The 23,903-nt window shown below is 54.7% G+C and carries 22 protein-coding genes; 16 read left to right on the top strand and 6 right to left on the bottom strand.

Going from position 1 to position 23,903, the window contains the following annotated elements; all coding sequences use genetic code 11:
- Nucleotides 1-12: 12 nt before the first annotated feature.
- On the bottom strand, nucleotides 13-591 hold the full coding sequence (locus tag ACOTX2_RS10330) for a lipoprotein (RefSeq protein WP_022647246.1): 579 nt from the start codon (nucleotides 589-591) through the stop codon (nucleotides 13-15).
- A 303-nt stretch (nucleotides 592-894) separates the two neighbouring features.
- Here ACOTX2_RS10330 and bolA point away from each other — a divergent pair, with 303 nt between their 5' ends.
- The 9 genes from bolA to ACOTX2_RS10285 all read left to right on the top strand — a co-directional run bounded on the left by bolA (nucleotide 895) and on the right by ACOTX2_RS10285 (nucleotide 11,259).
- On the top strand, nucleotides 895-1,212 hold the full coding sequence (bolA, locus tag ACOTX2_RS10325) for a transcriptional regulator BolA (protein ID WP_003859051.1): 318 nt from the start codon (nucleotides 895-897) through the stop codon (nucleotides 1,210-1,212).
- Nucleotides 1,213-1,543: 331 nt separating this feature from the next.
- Nucleotides 1,544-2,842 carry a trigger factor gene (gene tig, locus ACOTX2_RS10320; protein WP_063147916.1) on the top strand — a complete coding sequence of 433 codons (1,299 nt, stop codon included), beginning with the start codon at nucleotides 1,544-1,546 and terminating at the stop codon, nucleotides 2,840-2,842.
- A 260-nt stretch (nucleotides 2,843-3,102) separates the two neighbouring features.
- On the top strand, nucleotides 3,103-3,726 hold the full coding sequence (gene clpP / locus ACOTX2_RS10315) for an ATP-dependent Clp endopeptidase proteolytic subunit ClpP (protein ID WP_006809880.1): 624 nt from the start codon (nucleotides 3,103-3,105) through the stop codon (nucleotides 3,724-3,726).
- 127 nt (nucleotides 3,727-3,853) lie between these two features.
- Complete coding sequence (gene clpX / locus ACOTX2_RS10310) at nucleotides 3,854-5,128, top strand: ATP-dependent protease ATP-binding subunit ClpX (protein ID WP_006809879.1); 1,275 nt, start codon at nucleotides 3,854-3,856, stop codon at nucleotides 5,126-5,128.
- 184 nt (nucleotides 5,129-5,312) lie between these two features.
- The gene (lon, locus tag ACOTX2_RS10305; RefSeq protein WP_006809878.1) at nucleotides 5,313-7,667 is read left to right on the top strand and encodes an endopeptidase La; all 2,355 of its coding nucleotides are present in this window, start codon (nucleotides 5,313-5,315) and stop codon (nucleotides 7,665-7,667) included.
- A 210-nt stretch (nucleotides 7,668-7,877) separates the two neighbouring features.
- Nucleotides 7,878-8,150 (top strand): nucleoid-associated protein HU-beta, encoded by a 273-nt coding sequence (gene hupB, locus ACOTX2_RS10300; protein ID WP_002444653.1) that lies wholly within the window; start codon nucleotides 7,878-7,880, stop codon nucleotides 8,148-8,150.
- Nucleotides 8,151-8,362: 212 nt separating this feature from the next.
- The gene (gene ppiD, locus ACOTX2_RS10295) at nucleotides 8,363-10,234 is read left to right on the top strand and encodes a peptidylprolyl isomerase (RefSeq protein ID WP_045622311.1); all 1,872 of its coding nucleotides are present in this window, start codon (nucleotides 8,363-8,365) and stop codon (nucleotides 10,232-10,234) included.
- A gap of 148 nt (nucleotides 10,235-10,382) precedes the next feature.
- Nucleotides 10,383-10,763, top strand: coding sequence for a helix-hairpin-helix domain-containing protein (locus ACOTX2_RS10290; protein ID WP_038415510.1), 381 nt, complete (start codon nucleotides 10,383-10,385; stop codon nucleotides 10,761-10,763).
- A 97-nt stretch (nucleotides 10,764-10,860) separates the two neighbouring features.
- On the top strand, nucleotides 10,861-11,259 hold the full coding sequence (locus tag ACOTX2_RS10285; protein ID WP_017694410.1) for a YbgC/FadM family acyl-CoA thioesterase: 399 nt from the start codon (nucleotides 10,861-10,863) through the stop codon (nucleotides 11,257-11,259).
- 62 nt (nucleotides 11,260-11,321) lie between these two features.
- On the opposite strand, the gene queC is transcribed toward ACOTX2_RS10285, so the two are convergent.
- Both queC and ACOTX2_RS10275 read right to left on the bottom strand, forming a co-directional pair.
- Nucleotides 11,322-12,017, bottom strand: a complete 696-nt coding sequence (gene queC / locus ACOTX2_RS10280) for a 7-cyano-7-deazaguanine synthase QueC (RefSeq protein WP_022647250.1) — start codon at nucleotides 12,015-12,017, stop codon at nucleotides 11,322-11,324.
- Nucleotides 12,018-12,083: 66 nt separating this feature from the next.
- Nucleotides 12,084-13,784 carry an SgrR family transcriptional regulator gene (locus ACOTX2_RS10275; protein WP_063147917.1) on the bottom strand — a complete coding sequence of 567 codons (1,701 nt, stop codon included), beginning with the start codon at nucleotides 13,782-13,784 and terminating at the stop codon, nucleotides 12,084-12,086.
- 101 nt (nucleotides 13,785-13,885) lie between these two features.
- Between ACOTX2_RS10275 and cof the strand changes: the two genes are divergently transcribed.
- Entirely contained in the window at nucleotides 13,886-14,704 is an 819-nt protein-coding gene (gene cof, locus ACOTX2_RS10270; protein WP_023299454.1) for an HMP-PP phosphatase, read from the top strand.
- A 40-nt stretch (nucleotides 14,705-14,744) separates the two neighbouring features.
- Here cof and ACOTX2_RS10265 read toward each other — a convergent pair whose 3' ends face one another.
- Nucleotides 14,745-15,791, bottom strand: a complete 1,047-nt coding sequence (locus tag ACOTX2_RS10265) for a PLP-dependent cysteine synthase family protein (RefSeq protein ID WP_063843846.1) — start codon at nucleotides 15,789-15,791, stop codon at nucleotides 14,745-14,747.
- A gap of 115 nt (nucleotides 15,792-15,906) precedes the next feature.
- Here ACOTX2_RS10265 and ACOTX2_RS10260 point away from each other — a divergent pair, with 115 nt between their 5' ends.
- From ACOTX2_RS10260 to amtB, 5 genes are all read left to right on the top strand, one after another.
- Nucleotides 15,907-16,365, top strand: coding sequence for an Lrp/AsnC family transcriptional regulator (locus ACOTX2_RS10260; RefSeq protein ID WP_022647254.1), 459 nt, complete (start codon nucleotides 15,907-15,909; stop codon nucleotides 16,363-16,365).
- A 30-nt stretch (nucleotides 16,366-16,395) separates the two neighbouring features.
- Entirely contained in the window at nucleotides 16,396-18,150 is a 1,755-nt protein-coding gene (locus ACOTX2_RS10255) for a SmdA family multidrug ABC transporter permease/ATP-binding protein (RefSeq protein WP_063147919.1), read from the top strand.
- On the top strand, nucleotides 18,143-19,924 hold the full coding sequence (locus ACOTX2_RS10250; protein WP_022647256.1) for a SmdB family multidrug efflux ABC transporter permease/ATP-binding protein: 1,782 nt from the start codon (nucleotides 18,143-18,145) through the stop codon (nucleotides 19,922-19,924). The genes ACOTX2_RS10255 and ACOTX2_RS10250 overlap by 8 nt, the downstream gene beginning before the upstream one ends.
- Before the next feature lie 211 nt (nucleotides 19,925-20,135).
- Nucleotides 20,136-20,474: a P-II family nitrogen regulator gene (gene glnK, locus ACOTX2_RS10245; RefSeq protein WP_006809867.1), complete on the top strand. Its 339-nt coding sequence runs from the start codon at nucleotides 20,136-20,138 to the stop codon at nucleotides 20,472-20,474.
- A gap of 35 nt (nucleotides 20,475-20,509) precedes the next feature.
- On the top strand, nucleotides 20,510-21,796 hold the full coding sequence (gene amtB / locus ACOTX2_RS10240) for an ammonium transporter AmtB (RefSeq protein WP_022647257.1): 1,287 nt from the start codon (nucleotides 20,510-20,512) through the stop codon (nucleotides 21,794-21,796).
- Between the two features lie 93 nt (nucleotides 21,797-21,889).
- Here amtB and tesB read toward each other — a convergent pair whose 3' ends face one another.
- Nucleotides 21,890-22,750: an acyl-CoA thioesterase II gene (tesB, locus tag ACOTX2_RS10235; RefSeq protein ID WP_022647258.1), complete on the bottom strand. Its 861-nt coding sequence runs from the start codon at nucleotides 22,748-22,750 to the stop codon at nucleotides 21,890-21,892.
- 203 nt (nucleotides 22,751-22,953) lie between these two features.
- On the opposite strand from tesB, the gene ACOTX2_RS10230 reads away from it, so the two are divergent.
- Complete coding sequence (locus tag ACOTX2_RS10230; protein ID WP_022647259.1) at nucleotides 22,954-23,481, top strand: YbaY family lipoprotein; 528 nt, start codon at nucleotides 22,954-22,956, stop codon at nucleotides 23,479-23,481.
- A gap of 37 nt (nucleotides 23,482-23,518) precedes the next feature.
- Here the strand turns inward: ACOTX2_RS10230 and ACOTX2_RS10225 are convergent, their stop codons facing one another.
- A complete protein-coding gene (locus tag ACOTX2_RS10225; RefSeq protein WP_022647260.1) occupies nucleotides 23,519-23,830 on the bottom strand; it encodes an MGMT family protein in 312 nt (103 codons plus the stop codon).
- Nucleotides 23,831-23,903: the final 73 nt, after the last annotated feature.

The raw sequence follows: 23,903 nt of genomic DNA, 5'->3' as shown, positions 1-23,903 counted from the left end.
CAGTCAGCAGGATTAACGTGCGTTCTGCTTGATGAAGTCGTGAATGCTGGTGTCCTGTGCCATGTCGGCAATGGTGTCAGTCAGCACGCTGTTAACCGCGTTAGCGATATTTTTGTTGGAGGCCTGGAATGCGCCTTCAACGGAATAGCTTGCACGGTAGTTTTTGTTCATCTTGTTGCCGTTCTTCGCGGTAGCGATGATGGAGATATCGGCTTTGGTCGCAATGTTGTAGCGAACGTTACCCTGGGAGACGTCAGCGTACAGGTTGTTCACGATGATTTGCAGATCAACCGCGCCGCTTGGGCCAATCATGTAGCCACGGGAGGTCATCTGTTTTTCCAGTACTTCCTGCAACAGGAAGCGCAGGTCGCGGGAAGCGGTCAGCGTAACCTGCTGGTTGTCGCGAGTCACTTTCGCCAGCGCCTGGTCCTGACGCTGATCGGCGCCATTAATGCTGACCGTCACGCCCATCAGGCTTGGATCCTGCTGAGGCAGGGTAATTTTTGGTGAAACGTCAATGGTCGTCGGCGGGGTTGCGCAACCGGCGAGCATAAAGAGTGCTACCAACGGAAAGAAGATTTTTTTTAACATTTTCGGGTTCTCAACGAATCGTAAGCAAAGAGAGAAAAATTGCCGCCATCATAACATCGCCAACGGCCAGGGGAAGTGGTCAACGCATGTAAATTCATCGCCTTGTCCGAAAACTGACCACCTTTCCGCTTTTCTCTGCCTGTAAGTGACAAAACGTATGAACCTCATAGTGAACTTCATCCGTTTGGATGAGAAAATCAGACGAAAGCTAAATATTTGTTGTCACGGTGTAATGGAACCGGTAAAAGCGGCTAATATTTAAAGGGATGGGTGACATCTTAGCGTTGTCGGAGGAGTGATTTCATGATGATACGTGAACAGATAGAAGAAAAATTAAGGGCAGCGTTCAACCCTGTGTTTCTCGAAGTTGTCGACGAAAGCTATCGTCATAACGTGCCGGCAGGTTCTGAAAGCCACTTCAAAGTGGTTCTGGTCAGCGATCGCTTCACGGGAGAACGTTTCCTGAACCGACACCGCTTGATCTACAGCACCTTGACGGAAGAACTCTCCACAACCGTACATGCGCTGGCGCTGCATACCTACACCATTAAGGAATGGGAAGGGCTGCAGGATACGGTATTCGCATCACCGCCTTGTCGGGGTGCAGGCACCATCGCCTGATAAATCGGATTTGCAACCGCCGGAGTTTTTCCAGTATGTTGCTTACAGATTTCGTCAAAACGGCCTTCGGGCCGTTTTGTTTTGTCTGAGTTTTGAGCGGATGGCGCGTTTTTAAGGCTAAAAATAGCCTTAAAGTGTGAAAAAAGCCGCAGCAACATGCTCCAACCGTTCTCGACTCACCTAAGTGATGCCGCTATAATGCCGCGTCTTATTGAATGTCTTCGGGATGATTCTGGCGACAGGGAATGTGAATCTGCACATAAGAGAGCATCCCGGTATAACAGACAGATTCAGAGTTGACCGAGCACTGTGATTTTTTTGAGGTAACAAGATGCAAGTTTCAGTTGAAACCACTCAAGGCCTTGGCCGCCGTGTAACGATTACTATCGCTGCTGACAGCATCGAAACTGCTGTGAAAAGCGAGCTGGTCAACGTAGCAAAAAAAGTACGTATTGACGGCTTCCGCAAGGGCAAAGTACCAATGAATGTTGTTGCTCAGCGTTATGGCGCTTCCGTGCGTCAGGATGTGCTGGGTGAACTGATGAGCCGCAACTTTATCGACGCGATCATCAAAGAAAAAATCAATCCAGCCGGCGCGCCAAACTACGTTCCAGGTGAATACAAGCAGGGCGAAGACTTCACCTATTCCGTAGAGTTCGAAGTGTACCCGGAAGTTGAGCTGAAAGGTCTGGAATCAATCGAAGTTGAAAAACCGATCGTTTCCGTGACTGACGAAGACGTTGACGGCATGCTGGATACCCTGCGTAAGCAGCAGGCGAACTGGAAAGAGAAAGAAGGCGCTGTTGATGCGGAAGACCGCGTAACCATCGACTTCACCGGTTCAGTAGACGGCGAAGAGTTCGAAGGCGGTAAAGCGTCTGATTTCGTACTGGCGATGGGCCAGGGTCGTATGATCCCAGGCTTCGAAGACGGTATCAAAGGCCACAAAGCAGGCGAAGAGTTCACCATCGACGTGACCTTCCCTGAAGAATACCACGCTGAAAACCTGAAAGGTAAAGCAGCGAAGTTCGTCATCAACCTGAAGAAAGTTGAAGAGCGCGAACTGCCAGAACTGACTGAAGAATTCATCAAGCGTTTCGGCGTGGAAGATGGTTCTGTTGCGGGTCTGCGTGCTGAAGTGCGTAAAAACATGGAGCGCGAGCTGAACGGCGCTGTACGTAACCGCGTGAAGTCTCAGGCGATTGAAGGTCTGGTGAAAGCGAACGACATCGACGTTCCTGCTGCCCTGATCGACAGCGAAATCGACGTTCTGCGCCGTCAGGCTGCACAGCGCTTCGGTGGCAACCAGCAGCAAGCGATGGAACTGCCACGCGAGCTGTTCGAAGAGCAAGCGAAACGTCGCGTTGTTGTTGGCCTGCTGCTGGGCGAAGTGATTCGTACCCACGAGCTGAAAGCTGACGAAGAGCGTGTGAAAGGCCTGATCGAAGAGATGGCTTCTGCATACGAAGATCCATCAGAAGTGATCGAGTTCTACGGTAAGAACAAAGAGCTGATGGACAACATGCGCAACGCTGCACTGGAAGAGCAGGCTGTTGAAGCGGTACTGGCGAAAGCGAAAGTAACCGAAAAAGAGACCTCTTTCACCGAACTGATGAACCAGCAGGCGTAATTTCGCCCCAACGGTTTAAAGTTTGAACAAAAAACCCGTTGCCCTCCGGCGACGGGTTTTTTTTATCACAGCTTTAGTCCTGGAAGGGTGCTAAAACGCCCTTTCAGTGTTAGCGTTACAACAAAACGTTGTTATGCTTGAAATAGGGCATGGCGACCCCCATTAGTATGTAATCACGATGATTGAGACTGGCTGATAATCCGTCCATAAGGTTACAATCAGTACAGCAGGTGTTTTCAATTTTGAACCAGGAGACGGAAATGTCATACAGTGGCGAACGAGATAACTTTGCACCCCATATGGCGCTGGTGCCAATGGTTATTGAACAGACCTCACGCGGTGAGCGATCTTTCGATATCTATTCCCGTCTGCTCAAGGAACGCGTTATCTTTCTGACCGGCCAGGTGGAAGACCATATGGCTAACCTGATCGTGGCGCAGATGCTGTTCCTGGAAGCGGAAAACCCGGAAAAAGACATTTACCTGTACATCAACTCGCCGGGCGGTGTGATTACGGCGGGCATGTCTATTTATGACACCATGCAATTCATCAAGCCGGATGTCAGCACCATCTGTATGGGACAGGCGGCGTCCATGGGGGCTTTCCTGTTAACCGCAGGGGCGAAAGGTAAGCGTTTCTGCCTGCCTAACTCCCGCGTGATGATTCACCAGCCGCTGGGTGGTTACCAGGGCCAGGCGACGGATATTGAAATCCACGCCCGAGAAATTCTGAAAGTAAAAGCGCGCATGAATGAACTTATGGCGCAGCATACGGGTCAACCACTCGAGCAGATCGAGCGCGATACCGAGCGCGATCGCTTCCTGTCTGCACCTGAGGCAGTTGAGTACGGCTTAGTCGACTCCATTTTGACCCATCGTAATTGATGCCCGCGACGCGAGTGTGCCGCTATACTAATTTAGGGCGGCACGTTGCCTGTAAGCAGCTTGCGTCTGAGTATGGCATTTGCGTCGTCATGTGCGGCACATAGAACTTAAAAAGAGGTTTGGACTCATGACAGATAAACGCAAAGATGGTTCGGGCAAACTGCTGTACTGCTCTTTTTGCGGCAAAAGCCAGCATGAAGTGCGTAAACTGATTGCCGGGCCGTCCGTGTATATCTGCGACGAATGCGTCGATTTATGTAACGACATCATTCGCGAAGAGATTAAAGAAGTCGCGCCGCACCGTGAGCGCAGCGCGTTACCAACGCCACACGAGATTCGCCACCACCTGGACGACTATGTCATTGGTCAGGAGCAGGCGAAAAAAGTGCTGGCGGTGGCGGTATACAACCACTACAAGCGTCTGCGTAACGGCGATACCAGCAATGGCGTGGAACTGGGCAAAAGTAACATTCTGCTGATCGGGCCTACGGGTTCCGGTAAAACGTTGCTGGCGGAAACGCTGGCGCGCCTGCTGGATGTTCCGTTCACCATGGCGGATGCCACCACCCTGACCGAAGCCGGTTATGTGGGCGAAGACGTTGAAAATATTATCCAGAAGCTGCTCCAGAAGTGCGATTACGACGTACAGAAAGCCCAGCGCGGGATCGTCTATATCGATGAGATTGACAAAATCTCCCGTAAATCAGACAACCCATCCATCACCCGTGACGTCTCGGGCGAAGGCGTGCAGCAGGCGCTCCTGAAGCTGATTGAAGGTACGGTTGCGGCTGTTCCACCGCAGGGTGGGCGTAAACATCCGCAGCAGGAATTCTTGCAGGTTGATACCTCCAAGATCCTGTTTATCTGTGGTGGTGCGTTTGCAGGCCTGGATAAAGTGATCTCTCACCGTGTGGAAACCGGCTCCGGCATTGGTTTTGGCGCAACGGTGAAAGCTACGTCTGAAAAACCAAACGAAGGCCAGCTGCTGGCGCAGGTTGAACCGGAAGATCTGATCAAATTTGGTTTGATTCCGGAATTTATCGGCCGTCTGCCGGTTGTGGCGACCCTGAACGAACTGAGCGAAGACGCGCTGATTCAGATCCTGAAAGAGCCGAAAAACGCGCTGACCAAGCAGTATCAGGCGCTGTTTAATCTGGAAGGCGTTGAGCTGGAATTCCGTGACGAAGCACTGGACGCGATTGCCAAGAAAGCGATGGCGCGTAAAACCGGTGCCCGTGGCCTGCGTTCTATCGTGGAAGCAGCATTGCTCGACACGATGTACGATCTTCCTTCTATGGAAGATGTCGAAAAAGTCGTGATCGACGAGTCCGTCATTGGTGGCCAGACCAAGCCGTTACTGATTTACGGTAAACCGGAAGCGCAGCAGGCATCTGGCGAATAATTCACCATTTCATACAATCAGTTAATCAAAAAGGGGGGATTTTATCTCCCCTTTACTTTTTCCGTATTCATGGCGTTGAATGTATGGGAAACATCCCCATATACTGGATTACATGTTAATGGTTGTGTGAAGCACAGTTACATGACCAGTTTACCTGGCGGACACTAAACTAAGAGAGAGCTCTATGAATCCTGAGCGTTCTGAACGCATTGAAATCCCCGTATTGCCGTTGCGCGATGTGGTGGTTTATCCGCACATGGTCATACCCTTATTTGTAGGGCGGGAAAAATCTATCCGTTGCCTCGAAGCCGCCATGGATCATGATAAAAAAATCATGTTGGTTGCGCAGAAGGAAGCATCAACGGATGAGCCGGGTGTAAACGATCTTTTCACCGTCGGGACCGTGGCCTCTATTTTGCAGATGCTGAAGCTGCCAGATGGCACCGTGAAGGTGCTGGTGGAAGGCTTACAGCGCGCGCGTATTACCACTCTGTCAGACGATGGCGAGCACTTCTCTGCGAAGGCAGAGTACCTTGATTCACCGGAACTTGATGAGCGCGAGCAGGAAGTGCTGGTACGCACCGCGATCAGCCAGTTTGAAGGCTACATCAAGCTGAACAAGAAAATCCCACCTGAAGTGCTGACGTCGCTGAACAGCATCGACGATCCTGCACGTCTGGCGGATACCATCGCTGCGCACATGCCGCTGAAGCTGGCTGACAAACAGTCCGTGCTGGAAATGTCCGACGTTAACGAACGTCTGGAATACCTGATGGCGATGATGGAGTCTGAGATCGATCTGCTCCAGGTTGAGAAGCGCATTCGCAACCGCGTCAAAAAGCAGATGGAAAAATCGCAGCGTGAGTACTATCTGAACGAGCAAATGAAAGCCATTCAGAAAGAGCTCGGCGAGATGGACGATGCGCCGGATGAAAACGAAGCGCTGAAGCGTAAGATCGACGCGGCGAAGATGCCGAAAGAGGCGAAAGAGAAAGCCGAAGCTGAGTTGCAGAAGCTGAAAATGATGTCTCCGATGTCGGCGGAAGCGACCGTTGTACGCGGCTACATTGAGTGGATGGTTCAGGTTCCATGGAATGCCCGCAGCAAGGTCAAAAAAGACCTGCGTCAGGCACAGGAAATCCTCGATACCGACCACTATGGCCTGGAACGTGTGAAAGACCGCATTCTTGAGTACCTCGCGGTACAGAGCCGTGTGAACAAAATCAAAGGTCCAATCTTGTGCCTGGTAGGGCCTCCAGGGGTGGGTAAAACCTCTCTGGGCCAGTCCATCGCCAAAGCGACCGGACGTAAGTACATCCGTATGGCGCTGGGCGGCGTGCGTGATGAAGCGGAAATCCGCGGCCACCGTCGTACCTATATCGGTTCTATGCCGGGCAAGCTGATCCAGAAGATGGCGAAAGTGGGCGTCAAAAACCCGCTGTTCCTCCTCGACGAGATCGACAAAATGTCTTCGGACATGCGTGGCGATCCGGCGTCGGCGCTGCTGGAAGTGCTTGATCCAGAGCAGAACGTGGCGTTCAGCGATCACTACCTGGAAGTCGACTACGACCTGAGCGATGTGATGTTCGTGGCGACGTCGAATTCCATGAACATTCCGGCACCGCTGCTGGACCGTATGGAAGTGATCCGTCTGTCCGGTTATACCGAAGACGAGAAGCTGAACATTGCTAAGCAGCACCTGCTGCCGAAGCAGATTGAGCGTAACGCGCTGAAAGCTAACGAGCTGACCGTTGAGGACAGCGCTATTGTCGGCATTATTCGTTACTACACCCGTGAAGCGGGCGTGCGTAGCCTTGAGCGTGAGATCTCTAAACTGTGCCGTAAGGCGGTTAAGCAGCTGCTGCTGGATAAGAGCCTGAAGCACATCGTGATTAACGGCGACAATCTGCATGCTTACCTCGGCGTTCAGCGCTTCGACTATGGCCGTGCGGACAACGAAAACCGCGTTGGTCAGGTGACTGGACTGGCGTGGACGGAAGTGGGTGGCGATCTGCTGACCATTGAAACCGCCTGTGTACCGGGTAAAGGCAAGCTGACCTACACTGGCTCGCTCGGTGAAGTGATGCAGGAGTCCATCCAGGCAGCGTTGACCGTGGTGCGTGCGCGCGCGGAAAAACTGGGTATTAACCCGGATTTCTACGAAAAACGCGACATTCACGTTCATGTTCCGGAAGGGGCGACGCCGAAAGATGGCCCAAGCGCGGGTATTGCTATGTGTACGGCGCTGGTTTCCTGCCTGACGGGGAACCCGGTCCGTGCTGATGTGGCCATGACTGGTGAAATTACGCTGCGTGGTCAGGTACTGCCCATCGGCGGGTTAAAAGAAAAACTGCTGGCGGCACACCGTGGTGGGATCAAAACCGTATTGATTCCTTACGAGAATAAACGCGATCTGGAAGAGATTCCGGACAACGTTATTGCCGATTTGCAGATCCATCCGGTGAAACGCATTGAGGAAGTTCTGACTCTCGCACTGCAAAATGAACCGTCCGGAATGCAGGTTGTAACCGCAAAATAGTGACCTCGCGCAAAGAGCGCTAATAAAAACAAGGCTGGTAAGTCATTTCGTACTTGCCAGCCTTTTTTTGTATAGCTAATTTAGATTGCTGATTGGGTTAGCCATCAACAACGGGTGTTGTAAGGTCATAGCAGGACTGATATAACTGCTGCGCGGTCGCGCTGTGAAGGATTCAGGTGCGATATAAATTATAAAGAGAGGAAGAGAACAGTGAATAAATCTCAACTGATTGACAAAATTGCTGCGGGTGCTGATATTTCTAAAGCTGCAGCTGGACGTGCTTTAGATGCTTTAATTGCTTCTGTTACTGAATCTCTGCAAGCTGGGGACGACGTTGCACTGGTAGGCTTCGGTACTTTTGCGGTTAAAGAGCGTGCTGCCCGTACTGGCCGCAACCCGCAGACCGGTAAAGAGATCACCATTGCTGCCGCTAAAGTGCCGGGTTTCCGTGCAGGTAAGGCGCTGAAAGACGCAGTAAATTGATTGCTTTCCCGCTCCAGGGAAGCTGAAAAGTACAAGGGCGCATCGTTTGATGTGCCTTTTTTGTTTGTCCAGACCTGATTTGTGCGAGTTTATGCGAGTTGTGGGCTGACAATTGCCCTGTTTTCTTGTCACAATACGCCTTTACGCGCGACGGTCAGGATTTTCCGTCAGCGTCAGGTAACCAGTCACCTACAGCGGAGTGTTGTTACACCATGATGGACAGCTTACGCACGGCTGCTAACAGTCTCGTGCTCAAGATTATTTTCGGTATCATTATCGTGTCGTTCATATTGACCGGTGTGAGTAGTTACCTCATCGGCGGTGGCGCGAACTACGCCGCAAAAGTGAATGGCCAGGAAATTAGCCGTGGGCAGTTCGAGAACGCTTTTGCTGGTGAACGTAACCGCATGCAGCAACAGCTGGGCGACCAATACTCTGAACTTGCAGCCAACGAAGGCTATATGAAAAACCTGCGTCAGCAGACGCTGAACCGCCTTATCGACGAAGCGCTGCTGGACCAGTACGCGAAAAGCCTCGGTCTGGGCATCAGCGATGAGCAGGTTAAAAAAGCCATCTTCTCAACGCAGGCTTTCCAGTCTAATGGGAAGTTCGACAACGCGCGTTACAACAGCATTGTTAACCAGATGGGGATGACGGCTGACCAGTACGCACAGGCGCTGCGTAACCAGTTGACCACGCAACAGCTGATCAACGCGGTGGTGGGCACCGATTTCATGCTGAAAGGCGAAACTGAAGCGCTGGCGGCACTGGTAGCGCAGCAACGCGTGGTGCGTGAAGCGACGATTGATGTCAATGCACTGGCGGCGAAACAGCAGGTTAGCGACGCTGAAGTTAATGCTTACTACGAGCAAAACAAGAACAACTTCATCTCTCCTGAACAGTTCCGCGTAAGCTATATCAAGCTGGATGCTGCCGCGATGCAGAAAAACGCGACTGACGCCGAGATCCAGTCTTATTACGACCAGCATCAGGATCAGTTCACTCAGCCGCAGCGTAACCGTTACAGCGTGATCCAGACCAAAACGGAAGCAGAAGCAAAAGCCGTGCTGGACGAGCTGAACAAAGGCGCTGATTTCGCGACCGTGGCGAAAGCAAAATCCACCGACATTATTTCTGCCAAAAACGGCGGTGATATGGGCTGGCTGGAAGATTCCACTACCCCGGACGAGCTGAAAAATGCGGGTCTTAAAGAGAAAGGCCAACTGTCTGGTGTAATCAAATCCTCCGTTGGCTTCCTGGTGGCGCGTCTGGACGATGTCGTGGCGGCGAAAACCAAGCCGCTGGCTGACGTTCGTGATGATATCGCTGCGAAAGTGAAGCAGGAGAAAGCGCTGGACGCCTTCTATGCTCTGCAACAGAAAGTGAGCGATGCCGCAAGCAACGACAACGAATCACTGGCGGGCGCTGAGCAGGCTGCTGGCGTGAAAGCGGTTGAGACGGGCTGGTTCAGCCATGAAAATCTGCCGGAAGAACTGAACTTCAAACCGGTTTCAGATGCCATTTTCAATGGTGGTCTGGTAGGTGAGAACGGTACGCCGGGCAGCAACTCAGACATCATTACCGTTGACGGTGACCGTGCGTTCGTACTGCGCGTCAGCGAGCACAAAGCCGAGGCAGTGAAGCCCCTGGCGGAAGTGAAAGATCAGGTGGTGGCGCTGGTCAAACACAACAAAGCGGCACAGCAGGCAAAACTGGATGCAGAGAAAATTCTGGCCGATCTGAAAGCCGGTAAGAACGATGCACTGAAAGCGGCTGGCCTGAGCTTTGGCGAAGCCAAAACGCTGAGCCGTACCGGTCAGGATCCTGTCAGCCAGGCGGCGTTTGGTCTGAGCCTGCCGGCGAAAGACAAACCTGTCTTTGGCACCACGACCGATATGCAGGGTAACGTGGTGATTCTGGCGCTGGATGAAGTCAAAGCCGGCACGCTGCCAGACGCGCAGAAGAAGGCCATGGTTCAGGGAATTACCCAGAATAATGCCCAGATTGCTTTCGAAGCGATGATGAGCAACCTGCGTAAAGAAGCCAAAATCAAGCTGGGTGATGTGGTGACCCAGGAGCAATAATTACGTACCTGCTCGCAGATTTTCGTAACGCTCTGCAAAAACTAAAGGCCGCTTTCGCGGCCTTTTCCATTTCTGCAATCTGCTGTTTGTCCCTGTTTTCTCGTACGGCTATCGTGGCGTGGCTGTCAACAAACAAGGAGAAAACAGCATGAAATGTGGAATCAAAGCACTGTTAATTACACTGGCTATTGCCACTTCCGGGATGAGTGCGGGCGCGCTGGCGGCGTCGCCCTCGGCTAAAGCGCAGGCTGCACAGACCAAAACAGACTCAGCTGCGCAGGCTTATACGCAATCAAAAGCGACTGATGCCGGTAAAAGTGCAGAGGATGACGGTACGCGAGTCAGCATCAATTCGGCATCGGCAGAAGAGCTCGCGCGCGTGATGAACGGTGTGGGACTTAAAAAAGCCCAGGCCATTGTTAGCTACCGCGAGGAGTACGGTCCTTTCAAAACCCTTGACGATCTCAAGCAGGTGCCGGGTATGGGCAGCGCGCTGGTTGAGCGCAATCTCGCACACCTGACGCTGTAATCGCGTAATCACTTGCACTGCGGCAAAAATTTGCCAGGATAAAGAGGTCATACCAGTTATGACCTCTGAACCTATAACAACGAAAGGCTATTGCGCTATGCAGACACAAATCAAAGTCCGTGGTTATCACCTCGATGTTTACCAGCACGTCAATAACGCCCGCTACCTTGAATTTCTTGAAGAGGCGCGCTGGGATGGCCTGGAGAACAGCGAAAGCTTCCAGTGGCTGACCGCACACAACATCGCGTTTGTGGTCGTCAACATCAACATTAACTACCGCCGCCCGGCTGTGCTGGGGGATGTGCTCACCGTGACCAGTGAGGTCCAACAACTGAATGGCAAAAGTGGTGTATTGAGCCAGGTCGTCACGCTTGAGCCAGAAGGGCAGGTAGTGGCCGATGCGCTGATCACCTTTGTCTGTATCGATCTCAAAACCCAGAAAGCGTTGCCGCTGGAAGGGGAGTTGCGTGAAAAGCTGGAGCTGATGATCGCGTAAGTAATATTCAGGAATGCCCGCGCTGTCGACTCCTGTTGTACGACAGCGCGGACAGTTAGCCCTTATTTCAGACCGGTCTTTTTCTGCATCGCGGCCATCACGCCCGCTTTATCCGCAAGATAATGATTCAGACCGTTCGCGCGCAGGTTACAGGCGGCACACTGCCCGCAGCCGTCCCCTTTAATGCCGTTGTAGCAGGTCAGGGTCTCGTTGCGAACGATATCCAGCTTGCCCCAGTAGTCGGCCAGCGCCCAGGTTTCGGCTTTATCCAGCCACATCAGCGGCGTTTCGAAGCGGGTCTCTTTTGCCATTCCCAGATCCACGGCGTGATTGAGCGCTTTCACGAATTCATCCCGGCAGTCCGGGTAGCCAGAGAAGTCGGTCTCACACACGCCCGTGATCACCGCTTCGGCTTTCACCTGGTAGGCATAGATTGCCGTCAGGGTCAGGAAGAGAATATTACGCCCAGGTACGAAGGTATTCGGAATGCCGCTGGCATCCGGTTCGTAATCAGGCACCGGAATGCTGTCGCGAGTGAGGCTGCTGACGGCCAGTTCATTTAACAGCGTCACGTCCAGCACTTTATGAGCTCGGGCGCCCAGTTTGAGGGCCAGTTCACGAGCGACATCGATTTCAGCGCGATGACGCTGACCATAATCAAAAGTGACGCAGTGCACTTCATCATACTGGTGAAGTGCCTGAATCAGGCAGGTTGTGGAATCTTGTCCTCCGCTGAACACGACGACGGCACGTTTCATAGATCATCTCGACAGTTACGGTAAAAGCGTCATGTTAACGCCTGGCTAAAGCCGCGACCAGCTTCTTCACGCGTTTGGTGGAGGAAGCCAGGCTTCGGTGAAGTCAAACCAGCCGCGAGTGTTAAGGCGTATGCCGTTGACCCCCGGAGGCGCGCTGATTTGATACTGGTAGTTAAAGAGCGGCGTCAGGACGGCTGTCTCCATTAACCGGCTGAAGATAGCCTGAAGTCCTGCGTGTCGGTCACGTTCGTCGGCCTGCGTCTGCACCGCATCCAGCGTGGCCTGCAAATGGGCGTATGCCGGTGCGCTCAGCAGATGCGGCCAGAGCGCATCGCAGCGGAGCCATTGCTCAAGAGTGTACGCTGGCGCTTCGCCAATCAGTCTGTCTCCCATCATGATGTCTGCATCGGCAAGCTGCTGGCAACCGTCCCACGTCTTGGCGTCGTGAAAGATGACGGTCAGTTCACACCCCTGCCGCGCAAGGTATGCTTTTAACTGACTGGCCATGGTGTGAAGCTCAACCGGCAGGTGGTAGACAAGCGTCAATGCCTCTGGCAGCACAACGTCGGTTAAATCAGTCCACTGGGGGATCGCCCAGCCGGGAAGCAGTTCTTCGGTAGGAGTGATGAGCCCTTCGTTCAGGGGAAGCGTGTGAAGCAGCGTTGAGAGATGAATGATATTAATCAGCCGCTTTGCCTGAAGTTCGCTCAGACGCGGACTTTGTTTCAGCGTGAGGTAGCAGAAGCCCAGACTGGTGCTGTTACTCACCAGCCGCAGGCTGGCCAGCTCGTCGGCCTCGCCAATGGCGATTTGCACCGGGTGGCGACAGCTGGTGCCCAGACTGTAGTCAAAAAGCTGGGGCGTGATCCAGTACTCGATAGCCTTAAGTAACGGATGACCAAGGTGATACTGCTCGTGGCTTTCCAGACGCACCAGTTCAGGCTCAAAAACGCTCAGCCGAAAGGGACCGCTGCCCACCACGGGGTAATCGGGATGCGCCAGACGGCTACAGTAGGTTGCCAGCCTGTGCGCCAGCCAGTAGTCAGGTTGATGGAGAATAAATGTCAGGCTTTGCGGATGCGTGGTTTCGATACGTAAGACGCTGCGGAAAAGCGTGTCCATGCCGGGCTGCGATAGCAGCGCCGTCAGGCTTTGCCTGAGCTGTGCCGTCTCTATTTTATCGCCGTTATGCCAGTGCAGGGTGGAGCGTATGAAGAAATGCCAGCGCAGGCCGTCAGCAGAGACTTCCCAGTGATGCGCCAGATCGCCCGTGGGTTCACTGCTGTTACCATTAAAACGCGTCAAACCAGAGAATACCTGTCCCGCCAGATGCTGCTCCGCCCGGCCAGGGAGAAACCCCGGCTGAAGCGGCTCCAGCGAGCGATAGTAGGGAATACGCAGCGTCGGCGTATCGTTATGCCATTGCCCGCCCATAAACGGATGCAGCAGCGATCGCAAATCTTCAGGCGCGAGCTGGGCCAGCTCCAGCGCGTTGTGCTGCTGTCCACTTTTCAGGGCCTCTTCCATCATCGTATTACGCAACGAATCCGGGGTGACGTGAAAGCGTAATTCCCCACGCTTTCCTCGTCCGGAGCGGGCGTGCCAGCTTAGCCAGCCCGCCTCCTGCGCCTGGCGCAGCAGGGTGCGTACATGTCGCTCGCTGCAAAAGCAGCGGCTGGCAAGTTCACTGATGGTCACCTGCTGCGTTGCGCCGGCGGAGGGGTGCCACAGACGCTGATACTGGTTAAGACGGTTAAGCTGGCGCATGAAAAACCCGGAACAATAATTATCATCTATTCACTATTACTTCCGTATATCTCACGTAATACTGATGCACAAGTTAACCGCATCACATTTCGGGAGTAATTATGGCTCGGCTCGCTGCATTTGATATGGACGGCACGCTGTTAATGCCGGATCACCGTTTAGGGGAGAAAACCCTGAACACACTTAAGCGCCTGCGCGAGCGTGAAGTCACCCTGACGTTTGCCACTGGTCGTCATGTGCTGGAGATGCGCCATCTGCTGGGAACATTTGCCCTCGATGCGTTCCTGATCACCGGCAACGGGACGCGCATTCACTCCGTCGAGGGCGATGTGCTGCACCGTCAGGATCTGGATCCGGAAGTGGCGGACATCGTCCTGCACAGCACCTGGGATACGCAGGCCAGCGTGCATGTTTTTAACGATGAAGGCTGGTTTACCGGGCGTGAGATCCCGGCCTTGCTGCACGCTCACGTTTACAGTGGCTTTAAATATCAGCTCATCGATTTGCGCCGCATTCCGGCACACAAGGTAACCAAGATCTGCTTCTGCGGCGATCACGACGATCTCTGCCGCCTGCGTATTCAGCTTAACGAGGCGCTGGGCGACCGGGCGCACCTGACCTTCTCGGCGGTGGACTGTCTTGAAGTGCTGCCGGTGGGCTGTAACAAAGGATCTGCGCTGGCGGTGCTGAGCGATCGTCTGGGGCTGACGATGCAGGACTGTATGGCCTTTGGTGACGCCATGAACGACCACGAGATGCTGAGCAGCGTAGGCCGTGGTCTGATTATGGGGAACGCGATGCCGCAACTTATCGCCGCGCTCCCGCATTTACCGGTTATCGGACACTGTCGTAACGAAGCGGTGTCCCATTTTTTGACGCATTGGCTGGACAAAAATAACCTCCCATATTCCCCCGAATAGCGAGATCCTTCCAGCAAGCCAGGCTAAAGCCTGGCTTTTTTTATTTCACCAGATGCGAAATCTGCGCTTTCCACGGTTCAACATCGCCAATATTGGCCTGTACCCATTCTGCGTTGTAATAGGTGTCCAGGTAGCGTTCCCCGCTGTCGCACAGCAGCGTGACGACAGAGCCGCTAAGGCCTTCTTCACGCATTCTCGCGGCCAGTTGTAGCGCCCCCCACATATTGGTGCCGGTAGAGGCTCCGACCTTACGGCCAAGCTGTGTCTCCAGCCAGTGCGCCGTCGCGACGCTGGCGGCGTCCGGCACGCGGAGCATCTCATCCACAACGTCCGGAATGAACGAGGGTTCGACGCGCGGGCGACCAATTCCTTCGATCTTGCTCCCCACAGGGCTGCGCAGGCTGGCATCGCGAGATTGCCAGTAATCAAGGAACACCGAGTTCTGAGGGTCAACCACCATCAGCTGCGTATCATAACCCTGACAGCGGATATAACGTCCGATGGTGGCGGAGGTTCCGCCCGTGCCCGCGCTCATGACAATGTAAGAGGGGACGGGATGTAGCTCGTGGGTCATCTGGCGGAAAATGCTGTCCGCAATGTTATTATTGCCGCGCCAGTCGGTGGCGCGCTCGGCGAAGGTGAACTGGTCCATATAGTGACCATTTAGTTCGCGGGCCAGCATTTCGGAGGCCGCATAGATTTCGCAGGCGCTTTCCACAAAGTGGCAGCGTCCGCCGTAAAATTCGATCTGTTCAACTTTACGTTTCGCCGTGCAGGAGGGCATCACAGCGATAAACGGCAGGCCCAGCAGGCGGGCAAAGTAGGCCTCTGAGACGGCAGTTGATCCGGACGACGATTCAATAATCGTGGTGCCTTCTTTAATCCAGCCGTTACATAAACCGTATAAAAAGAGTGAACGCGCCAGGCGATGCTTGAGGCTGCCGGTAGGATGGGTACTTTCATCCTTCAGGTAAAGCTGAATGCCGGGAAATCCAGGCAAAGGCAGGCGGATCAAATGGGTGTCTGCCGAGCGCTGATAGTCGGCATTTATTTCGCTGATGGCATGTTTAACCCAGGTGCTATTCATCGTAGTTATCCGTTTGTCATTTTGTGCCCAGCATAGCGAAAAGCACAGAAAAAATTGTTGCTATCTGGCCTTTAAAATAGAATGTAAGGAGAATAATTTTCTCTGGGAGGTGGATATGCTAGATAAAATTGACCGCAAGCTGCTTTCTTTGCTGCAAAGCGACTGCACCCTCTCTTTGCAGGCGCTGGCAGATGCCGTTAATCTGACCACCACACCGTGCTGGAAGCGCCTCAAGAAGCTGGAAGACGATGGCATTCTGCTGGGACGTGTGGCGCTGCTGGACCCCGAAAAACTGGGGCTTGGACTGACCGCCTTCGTCCTGATAAAAACGCAGCATCACAGCAGCGAATGGTACAGCCGCTTTGTCACCCAGGTTTCCGACATGCCCGAGGTGCTCGGCTTCTGGCGCATGGCGGGGGAATACGACTATCTGATGCGTGTTCAGGTGGCAGACATGAAGCGCTACGATGATTTTTACAAGCGGCTGGTCAATAGCGTACCGGGCTTGTCCGATGTCACCTCCAGTTTCGCCATGGAACAGATTAAATACACCACAGCGTTACCCATTGAATAACTTCATAAAATATCTTCAGGAAAAGACCGCGTGCGATTATTTGCCCAATTAAGCTGGTACTTTCGTCGGGAGTGGCAACGCTACCTCGGCGCGGTGGCCCTGCTTATTATCATTGCCATTTTGCAACTGATCCCGCCCAAAGTGGTGGGATACGTCGTGGATGGTGTTACGGAACAACATTATACCGCCGCACGGGTGATGATGTGGGTCGGTACGCTGGTGTTGACGGCCGTGGTGGTTTACCTGCTGCGTTATGTCTGGCGCGTGCTGCTGTTCGGCGCGTCCTATCAGCTTGCCGTTGAGCTGCGCGAGGACTTTTACCGCCAGCTGAGCCGCCAGCACCCTGAGTTTTATCTGCGTCACCGTACCGGGGATCTCATCGCCCGCGCCACTAACGATGTGGACCGTGTGGTGTTTGCCGCCGGTGAAGGGGTGTTAACGCTGGTGGATTCCCTGGTGATGGGCTGTGCGGTACTGATTGTGATGTCTACGCAAATTAGCTGGGAGCTCACGCTGCTGGCGCTGCTGCCGATGCCGCTGATGGCGCTGGCGATTAACCGCTACGGCGAGCAGCTCCATGAACGCTTTAAGCTGGCGCAGGCGGCGTTCTCGTCGTTAAACGATCGCACCCAGGAGAGCATGACCAGCATCCGCATGATCAAAGCGTTTGGTCTGGAAGACAGGCAGTCCGCGCTGTTTGCGGCCGACGCCGCCGATACCGGTGCGAAAAACATGCGCGTGGCGCGTATAGACGCCCGCTTTGATCCGACAATTTATATTGCGATTGGCATGGCGAACCTGCTGGCGGTGGGCGGCGGCAGCTGGATGGTGGTGCGAGGCACCATGACCCTCGGGCAGTTAACCAGCTTTGCGATGTACCTCGGGCTGATGATTTGGCCGATGCTGGCGCTGGCCTGGATGTTTAACATCGTTGAACGTGGGAGCGCCGCCTACAGCCGTATCCGCGCCATGCTGGCGGAAGTACCGGTAGTGAACGATGGCAGCGAGCCGGTACCGGAAGGTCCGGGTGTTCTGAAGGCTGATATCCGCGTCTTCATCTACCCGCAAACGGAACATCCGGTGCTTGAAAACGTCAGTTTCACGCTGCGTCCTGGTCAGATGCTGGGCATCTGCGGCCCGACGGGCTCCGGTAAAAGCACCATTCTGTCACTGATTCAGCGCCATTTTGACGTGAGCGAAGGCGATATCCGTTTCCATGACATCTCCCTGCCACGTCTGCTGCTGGATGACTGGCGCAGCCGCCTGGCGGTCGTCAGCCAGACGCCGTTTTTGTTTTCAGACACCATAGCCAACAATATCGCGCTCGGGTGCCCGACGGCGACACAGGGCCAGATCGAGCATGTGGCGCGCTTAGCCAGCGTCCATGATGATATTCTGCGCCTGCCGCAGGGCTACGACACAGAAGTGGGTGAGCGGGGCGTTATGCTCTCCGGTGGACAAAAACAGCGTATCTCTATTGCCCGCGCGCTGCTGCTGGACGCTGAGATCCTGATTCTGGATGATGCGCTGTCCGCGGTTGACGGGCGTACCGAGCATCAAATTCTGCATAACCTTCGCCAGTGGGGGGAGGGGCGCACGGTCATCATCAGCGCGCACCGTCTGTCGGCCCTTACCGAAGCCAGTGAAATTCTGGTGCTTCAGCACGGGCATATTGCCCAACGTGGTCAGCATGAACAGCTCGCCGGGCAGGCCGGCTGGTATCGGGATATGTACCGCTATCAACAGCTTGAAGCTGCGCTGGATGAGGAGGTCACCGATGCGTAAGTTTGGACAGATGTGGCCGACGTTAAAACGGCTGCTCGCCTATGGCTCACCGTGGCGCAAACCGCTTTCCATCGCCGTGCTGTTACTGTGGATCGCCGCGATTGCGGAGGTGACCGGTCCGCTGCTTATCAGCTATTTTATCGATAACATGGTGGCGAAAAGCTATCTGCCGCTGGGGCTGGTGGCGGGGCTGGGTGTGGCGTATGTCGGGCTACAGCTGACGGCGGCGGGGCTGCACTATGCGCAGTCGCTGCTGTTTAACCGGGCCGCCGTGGGCGTGGTCCAGCAGCTACGCACAGATGTGATGGATGCCGCGCTGCGCCAGCCGCTGAGCGAGTTTGATACCCAGCCGGTCGGGCAGGTTATTTCGCGCGTCACCAATGACACCGAGGTGATCCGCGACCTTTATGTGACCGTTGTCGCAACGGTTCTGCGCAGTGCCGCATTGATTGGCGCGATGCTGGTGGCGATGTTCAGTCTGGACTGGCGGATGGCGCTGGTGGCGATCGCTATTTTCCCGGCGGTGCTGATTGTGATGGTAATTTACCAGCGCTACAGCACGCCGATTGTTCGTCGCGTGCGCGCTTACCTTGCAGATATCAATGATGGCTTCAACGAAGTGATCAACGGCATGAGCGTTATCCAGCAGTTTCGCCAGCAGGCGCGTTTTGGCGAGCGAATGGGAGAAGCCAGCCGCTCGCACTATATGGCGCGGATGCAGACGTTACGTCTGGACGGCTTCCTGTTACGCCCGCTGCTGAGCCTCTTCTCTGCGCTGGTGCTGTGCGGGTTGTTGATGCTGTTTGGCCTGACGACGCGCGGAACCATTGAGGTGGGAGTGCTGTACGCGTTTATCAGTTACCTTGGCCGTCTTAACGAACCGCTGATTGAACTCACTACGCAGCAATCGATGCTGCAACAGGCGGTAGTCGCGGGTGAGCGTGTGTTTGAGCTGATGGACAGGCCGCGTCAGACCTATGGCGATGATGAACGTCCGCTGGAAAGTGGATCCATAGCGTTTGATCATGTCTCGTTTGCCTACCGCGACGATCAGCTTGTCTTGCAGGATATCAACCTCGAGGTACCGTCGCGCGGTTTTGTCGCCCTGGTTGGGCATACCGGCAGCGGCAAAAGCACGCTCGCCAGTTTGCTGATGGGCTACTATCCGTTGACGCAGGGGGAGATCCGTCTGGATGGACGGCCTCTTTCCGCGCTTAGCCACAACGCGTTGCGTAAAGGCGTCGCGATGGTGCAGCAGGATCCGGTAGTGCTGGCGGATACCTTTTATGCCAACGTGACGCTGGGACGATCTTTCACGCCTGAGCAGGTATGGGAGGTGCTGGAAACGGTGCAGCTGGCAGATCTGGCGCGCGGGTTAAGCGAGGGGATCAATACCCGGTTGGGCGAGCAAGGCAATAACCTCTCTGTCGGGCAAAAGCAGCTCCTGGCGCTGGCGCGCGTGCTGATTGAGACGCCGCAGGTGTTGATTCTGGATGAAGCGACCGCAAGCATCGACTCCGGTACCGAACAGGCGATCCAGCTGGCGCTGGCTGCCGTGCGGGATCGCACTACGCTGGTGGTGATCGCTCACCGCCTCTCAACGATCGTCGATGCCGATACCATTCTGGTGCTGCACCGTGGCCAGGCCGTTGAACGGGGTACGCACAAAGCGCTGCTCGAGGCGAAAGGACGCTACTGGCAGATGTATCAGTTGCAGCTGGCAGGCGACGAGCTGGCCGCCAGCGTGCGCGAGGAGGAGTCGCTCAGCGCCTGATGCACCATAACAAGGCAATGCGCTAACAGTCTTAACCGTTGGTGCAAAACTGAAACGCACCCTGCACTGCCATGGTGCGTTTTTTTTCACCCCTTCGCGGCGCATGCGCGCCGCGGCGCTTTCCTCCTCACATTTCACTTCTGGCACACCCTTTGCAATATCCCTCTCGTGTTAGCTGCGGCCATTACCGAATTCTGACTGGAGGGGATATATGAAGCTGGTTACGGTGGTAATCAAACCATTCAAACTCGAAGACGTGCGTGAAGCGCTGTCTTCCATGGGTATTCAGGGGCTGACTGTCACCGAAGTGAAAGGCTTTGGGCGTCAGAAAGGTCATGCCGAGCTTTATCGCGGGGCGGAATACAGCGTTAACTTCCTGCCAAAAGTGAAGATTGATGTGGCGATTGCCGACGATCAGCTTGATGAGGTGATTGATGTCGTCAGCAAAGCGGCCTACACCGGAAAAATTGGCGACGGCAAAATTTTCGTTGCCGAACTACAGCGCGTCATTCGCATCCGTACCGGCGAATCTGACGAAGCGGCGTTGTAAGTAACTCCTGGCACACAGTGATAGGGATCGAGAAAATGATGAAAGCAACAATGAAAACAGGTCTGGGTTCGCTGGCACTGCTGCCGGGCCTGGCAATGGCTGCACCTGCTGTGGCAGACAAAGCCGATAATGCCTTTATGATGATTTGCACCGCGCTGGTGCTGTTCATGACGATTCCGGGGATCGCGCTGTTTTACGGCGGCCTGATCCGCGGCAAGAACGTACTCTCCATGCTGACGCAGGTTGCCGTCACGTTCGCGCTGGTGTGCGTGCTGTGGGTGGTTTACGGTTACTCGCTGGCCTTCGGGGAGGGTAACGCCTTCTTCGGCAACGTTAACTGGGCGATGCTGAAAAATATCGAACTGACCGCGGTAATGGGCAGCTTCTATCAGTATATTCATGTCGCGTTCCAGGGCTCATTCGCGTGCATCACCGTGGGGCTGATTGTGGGCGCGCTGGCTGAGCGTATCCGCTTCTCAGCGGTACTGATTTTCGTGGTGGTCTGGCTGACGCTCTCCTATGTCCCGATTGCGCATATGGTCTGGGGCGGTGGTCTGTTGGCTTCCCATGGCGCTCTGGACTTTGCGGGCGGCACCGTTGTTCACATCAACGCCGCCGTAGCCGGCCTGGTAGGCGCATACCTGATTGGCAAGCGCGTGGGCTTCGGGAAAGAAGCATTTAAGCCGCACAACCTGCCGATGGTCTTTACCGGCACCGCCATCCTCTACTTTGGCTGGTTCGGCTTCAACGCAGGTTCAGCCAGCGCCGCTAACGAAATCGCCGCGCTGGCCTTCGTGAATACCGTGGTGGCAACTGCCGGGGCCATCCTCTCATGGGTATTTGGCGAGTGGGCCGTTCGCGGCAAGCCATCCCTGCTGGGTGCCTGTTCTGGGGCGATTGCCGGTCTGGTAGGTATTACGCCAGCATGCGGTTACGTGGGCGTGGGCGGCGCATTGCTGATCGGTATCGTCGCGGGTCTGGCGGGGCTGTGGGGCGTTACCGCACTGAAACGTATTCTGCGCGTTGACGATCCGTGTGATGTATTCGGCGTACACGGTGTGTGCGGCATTATCGGCTGTATCATGACCGGTATCTTTGCTGCACAATCTTTGGGCGGCGTGGGTTATGCTGAAGGCGTGACCATGATGCATCAGGTGCTGGTCCAGCTTGAAAGTATCGCGATTACGGTTGTCTGGTCGGGCGTTGTAGCCTTTATCGGCTACAAGCTGGCCGATATGACCGTGGGGCTGCGCGTACCGGAAGAGCAGGAGCGCGAAGGTCTGGACGTCAACAGCCACGGCGAGAATGCGTACAACGCATAATTTGAGTGCCTTGCCGGGTGGTGGCTTCGCCTTACCCGGCCTGAAAAAGTGAAATTTGCAGGCCCGGTAAGCGTAGCGACCGGGCTTTTTACCTCACCCGCGATTACGCATCACACCTTCCTGCACGGTAGAAGCCACCAGCACACCATCCTGGGTGTAAAACTCCCCGCGAACAAAACCGCGTGCGCTGGACGCAGAGGTACTTTCTACGCTGTAAAGCAGCCACTCGTTCATATCGAAAGGACGATGGAACCACATGGAATGGTCAATCGTGGCGACCTGCATCCCTTTTTCCAGGAATCCCACGCCGTGCGGCTGTAGCGCAACCGGCAGGAAGTTGAAATCCGACGCATAACCCAGCAGATACTGATGCACGCGCAAGTCTGCCGGTACGCTGCCGTTGGCGCGGATCCACACCTGGCGGGTGGGCTCAGCAGTATGCCCCTTCATTGGGTTATGAAATTCGACCGGGCGGATCTCCAGCGGTTTATCGCACAGAAACTTCTCTTTTACCTGCGGCGGCAGCAGATGTGCGAGTGCGCGGGCAATTTCGGTTTCCGATTTCAGATCGTCCGGCGATGGGGCAGACGGCATCTGTTTTTGATGCTCATAGCCCGGCTCTGGCGCCTGGAAGGAGGCGGTCATGTAGAAGATGGGTTTCCCATGCTGGATGGCCGCCACACGGCGAGCGCTGAAGCTTTGGCCGTCACGCAGAACTTCCACGTCGTACACAATCGGTTTAGCGCTGTCACCGGGGCGTAAAAAGTAGCTGTGGAATGAGTGCACCAGACGGTCTGCCGGAACGGTCTCCTTAGCGGCATATAGCGCTTGCCCCACGACCTGGCCCCCAAAAACCTGGCGTAAGCCTAAATCTTCGCTTTGTCCGCGAAAAAGCCCTTCTTCTATTTTTTCCAGGTTCAGCAATGTCAGCAGATTGTTCAGTGCCTGACTCATAGTGGTCCTCAATAAACGCCGTGGCGAAAGATACGCTGAGTATAACGCAGAAACGATAGTGGTCCGATGGGTAGAATTATCTTAATACCTGGGCAAAATTAGGCATAAATCCGTGATTTGTGCCACACTTGTTTACGTTATGTGAATAAAACGACATCGGATGGGATCGATCCCGCCGGTGCATTGATGATAAGGAGACTTCAATGAAACTCGTGCCTATGTTAAGCGGTGTTGCAATGGCGGTGGCGTTGTCCGCCTGTGCGGATAAGAGTGCCGATGTAGCGGTACCAACGGCGACCCCAAACGGGATTAACACCCTTTCACAGCAAGCTATTCGACAGCCTAACGTGTCCGGTACCATCTGGATCAAACAGAAAGTCGCTCTGCCGCCGGACGCGGTTTTAACGGTCACGTTATCCGATGCGTCTCTGGCGGATGCACCGTCTAAAGTCCTTGCACAGCGTGCAGTTCGTACAGAGGGTAAACAGGCGCCGTTCAGCTTCGTGCTGCCGTACAACCCGTCTGACGTTCAGCCTAACGCGCGTATCCTCCTGAGCGCGGCGGTAACGATCAACGATAAGCTGGTCTTTATCACCGATACCGTGCAGGAAGCGGTCAACAAAGGGGGCACCAAAATCGACCTGACCCTGGTCCCGGTGCAGCAGACTGAAGTGCCTGTGGCAACGCAGACCAATCAGCCGACCTTGCCTACACCGCCAACACAGTTGTAACTTTCTTTCGCCCTCTTCATCTTGACGGGAGAGGGCGTCAGTATTCCCAGCGATACTTCTGCATATCTATCTGTCCCGTCCCGGACACCTGTACCCCTTCTGAGAGTAATGCCTGACGCTGGCGCTGCAAGTCTGGCCCGGTGAGGGAAATGGCACCATGGCGATTAACGACCCGGTGCCATGGTAACGTACTTCCCTCCGGAAGCCTTCTTAGCACGCCGCCAACCTGACGCGCTGCGCGCGGAGAGCCCGCCAGTCGGGCGACTTCCCCATAGGTCGTAACACAGCCTTCTGGAATCGAGGCCACGATTTGCCACACTCGCTGTGGGAAAGAGTCGTGTTCGTCCATTGTTTCTCCAGCGGGAAATCAGCGAAGGGTAATGTTATACGAAGATAAAGAAGATTGTCGGTTCAGTTTGCGC

The sequence above is a fragment of the Enterobacter cloacae complex sp. IR5412 genome (assembly GCF_049237385.1).
Taxonomy (GTDB): domain Bacteria; phylum Pseudomonadota; class Gammaproteobacteria; order Enterobacterales; family Enterobacteriaceae; genus Enterobacter; species Enterobacter intestinihominis.
Note: the sequence above shows the minus strand (reverse complement) of the source record. Positions and strands in the feature narration are given on the sequence as shown.